Raw genomic sequence first — 3,323 nt, 5'->3', positions numbered from 1 at the left:
AACTACAGCGCATTGCTGCTAAGGCATTGATTTTTAGACCGCCTGCTGGCGCACCCGACACGATTCGAACGTGTGACCTTTGCCTTCGGAGGGCAACGCTCTATCCAGCTGAGCTACGGGTGCATCCTGAGCGGATCGTGTGTCTAGCTGAAAGGACGCGGGGCCGCAAACGCGGTGATCGGATTTCAGGCGGGCAATCCGGAGCTGACGCACCTGACTTAGATTTGGGAACATCACACCGGCGTTGAGAGCCGGGAAGGCCGGGGGAAATCGATGCGCGTCTGGAAGCAGATCACACTGGGCGGGATCACCGCGGCGGCCGTGGCGTTTGCAGGTCTTGCGGTCGGAAACCTGGCCCAGGCGCAGGCGACCGACGAGGCGCCGCACCCGGGAAAGCTGGTCTATGATCAGTTCTGCGCAGCCTGCCACAACGCACCGCCACCCGGAGACCGCGCCGCGCCCGTGGCGTCACTGCGCAAGATGAACGCCCAGGTGATCGTGGCCGCCCTCACGACCGGGGTCATGAAACCCATTGGCGACGGGATGGACCGCCGGCAGATCCGCGATGTGGCGGCCTATCTGGCGCCGCCGGAAGCGCCCGCAGGCACCGGATGGATAGACGACAACATGTGCGCTACAGACAAGCGCGGTGTAGATCTGTCTAGTAAACCGGCCCAGGTCGGCTTCGGCGTCGACACTGACAACAGCCGCCGTATGACTGCCGCGCAGGCGGGGCTCACTACAGCGCAGGCCGCCAACCTGGAAGTCGCCTGGGCTTTCGCCATGCCGAGGACCTCCGGTCTACGCGGCCAGGGCGTGATTGTTGGCTCCACCCTCTTCTATCCGGCCAGCCAGGCCGGCTATCTGCTGGCGCTCGACACAAAGACCGGCTGTGTGAAGTGGGCGACGGCCACGCCAGCCGGCATCCGGGCAAGTCTGACCTACGGGCCGTTGGGGCAAGGAGGCCCGATGGCCCTGGTCGGTGGCGATGCGTCCGGTAATCTCACGGCCTTTGATGCAGCGACCGGCAAGGTCGTTTGGCGGGCCGATCCGCGCCATGACAAGACGACGCCACTGTCTGGCACGCCATTGTTTGCGGGCGACAAGATTCTGGTCCCGATCTCGGCGGGTGACGTCGCCGCAGCCATGCGACCCACGCACCCCTGCTGCAAGTCGCACGGCGCGCTCTCCGCGGTCGACGCGGCCACCGGCAAGGTTCTTTGGACCTGGCGCACCATGGAGGACGCCAAGCCGCTGGGCCGCAAGAACTCCGTAGGCATCGACATGTTCGGCCCGTCCGGCGCACCAATCTGGTCCAGCCCGTCAGTCGATCTGAAAGCGGGCGTGGCCTATGTATCGACGGGGGAGAACACCTCGCCGCCGGCCACCGGCACCAGCAATTCCATCATCGCGATCGATCTGGCGACGGGAAAGCAGAAGTGGGTATTCCAGGCGCTGGCCAACGACGTGTGGAACATGTCCTGCCCGATTGGCCAGGCCGGAGGCAGCGCGCGCCCGCCCGGGCCGAACTGTTTCTTCGCCGGCGAAGGCAGCGTGCTGCTGGATCACGACTTTGGCGGCGGCCCGGTGATCTGGCGTGGAAAGGGCAGAACCCTGATTCTCGGCGGCCAGAAATCAGGCGATGTCTGGGCTCTAGACTCAGCCAATGGCAAGCCGGTCTGGCGCCACCAGTTTGGCAAGGGCTCGCCGCTGGGTGGGGTGCACTGGGGTATCGCGACGGACGGTGCGCGGGTGTTCGCGCCCATCGCTGACCCCAATGTCCCCGAACCGCTGAACGCAGCGGGTCTCTATGCCGTGGATATCGCCAGCGGCAAGGTCGCCTGGTCCTGGAAGGCCTCGGCCGATTGCGCGGGCGGCCGCCAGGCGCGCGTGCCCATCTGCGCCGGAAAGTTCGGGCTGTCGGCGCCGCCGGTGGTAGTGGATGGCGCGGTGATCGTCGGCGGGCTGGACGGTCGGCTCTATGTGTTCGACGCCAGAACCGGCAAGCTTCTGGCGACCCACGACACGGCTGTGCCGTTCGAGACTGTGAACAAGATCAAGGGTAACGGCGGTACGATTGACGCCGCCGGGCCCTTCGCCGGGGACGGGATGGTGTTCGTGGGATCAGGCTACGCTTCGTTCGGGCAGGCCGGGGGCAATGTACTGGTGGCGTTCCGACCGAAGAGGTGACGGGTCAGCCGGCGCCCGTGATGTCTTCCCAGAAGCGCTTGGCCTTGCCGGTGAATCCTGCAGACTTCGGGTGCTGCTGGTCGCCGCACAGCCCGGCCAGTTCACGCAGCAGTTCCTTCTGGCGCGCGGTAAGCCGTGTGGGCGTCTCGACGTAGAGCTCCACCACGAGATCGCCCCGCTCGCGGGACCGCAGGGAGGGCATGCCGCGTCCCTTGACGCGCAATGTTCGGCCGGTCTGGGCGCCCTCGGGCACCTTGACCGTAATCTTGCATTCGCCGTCGCAGTCTTCGCCGCCCATGAGGCAGGGGGCGTCGAGATCACCGCCCAGCGCCGCCGTAGCCATCGGCACCGGCACGGTGCACAGGAGGTCCAGTCCGTCGCGCTCGAACAGCTCGTGAGGCTGGACGGACAGGAAGATGTAGAGATCACCCCGCGGGCCGCCGCGCTGACCGGCATCGCCCTCCCCCGCCAGCCGGATCCGCGCGCCGTCGTCGACACCCGCCGGAATCCGTACCGCCAGGGTCCGCTGCGTGCGGACCTGGCCGTGGCCGCGGCATTGGGTGCAGGGGTCGGTGACCATCTGCCCGGCGCCGCCGCATCGCGGGCAGCTGCGCTCGATGGAGAAGAAGCCCTGGCTGGCGCGCACACGGCCCTGGCCGTTGCAGGTGGTGCATTGGGTGGGGCTGGTGCCCGGCTTGGCGCCTGAACCCTCGCAGGTCTCGCAGGTGAGTGTTGCCGGGACTGATATCTCGACCTCGGCGCCAGCGTAGGCCTGCTCGAGGCTGATCTCCATGTCATAGCGCAGGTCCGCGCCGCGCGCCGGACCGCTACGCTGACGGCCGCCGCCGCGACTTCCGAAGATGTCGCCGAACACCTCGTTGAAGATGTCGTGCACGTCGTGAAACTGACCGCCGCCACCACCGCCCTGGCCGTTCACCCCTGCATGGCCGAACCGGTCGTAAGCGGCGCGCTTCTGGGGGTCAGACAGGATGGAATAGGCTTCGTTGATTTCCTTGAAGCGGCCTTCGGCTTCCTCGCTGCCGCCGTTGCGGTCAGGGTGGTGTTCCATGGCCATCTTGCGGAAGGCCGCCTTGAGCCCGGCGGCGTCACAGCCACGATCGACGCCCAGGATG

At 66.9% G+C, this 3,323-nt stretch carries 2 protein-coding genes and 1 tRNA gene; 1 reads left to right on the top strand and 2 read right to left on the bottom strand.

From position 1 onward, the window contains the following. Positions 1–46 precede the first annotated feature (46 nt). Positions 47–123: transfer RNA gene (locus ACIQ42_RS17390), tRNA-Arg, on the bottom strand. Between the two features lie 150 nt (positions 124–273). On the opposite strand from ACIQ42_RS17390, the gene ACIQ42_RS17385 reads away from it, so the two are divergent. After that, on the top strand, positions 274–2,190 hold the full coding sequence (locus ACIQ42_RS17385) for a PQQ-binding-like beta-propeller repeat protein (RefSeq protein ID WP_397423488.1): 1,917 nt from the start codon (positions 274–276) through the stop codon (positions 2,188–2,190). Positions 2,191–2,194: 4 nt separating this feature from the next. On the opposite strand, the gene dnaJ is transcribed toward ACIQ42_RS17385, so the two are convergent. Then, positions 2,195–3,322: a molecular chaperone DnaJ gene (dnaJ, locus tag ACIQ42_RS17380; protein ID WP_397423487.1), complete on the bottom strand. Its 1,128-nt coding sequence runs from the start codon at positions 3,320–3,322 to the stop codon at positions 2,195–2,197. Position 3,323: the final 1 nt, after the last annotated feature.

Origin of the sequence: Phenylobacterium sp., assembly GCF_044372605.1 — a bacterium.
Classification (GTDB): Bacteria; Pseudomonadota; Alphaproteobacteria; order Caulobacterales; family Caulobacteraceae; genus Phenylobacterium.
This window is presented reverse-complemented; position numbering and strand designations above follow the sequence as displayed.

Excerpts from the sequence above, each read along its gene's own strand:
- ACIQ42_RS17385 (WP_397423488.1), top strand. The coding sequence starts at position 274 with ATGCGCGTCTGGAAGCAGATCACACTGGGCGGGATCACCGCGGCGGCC.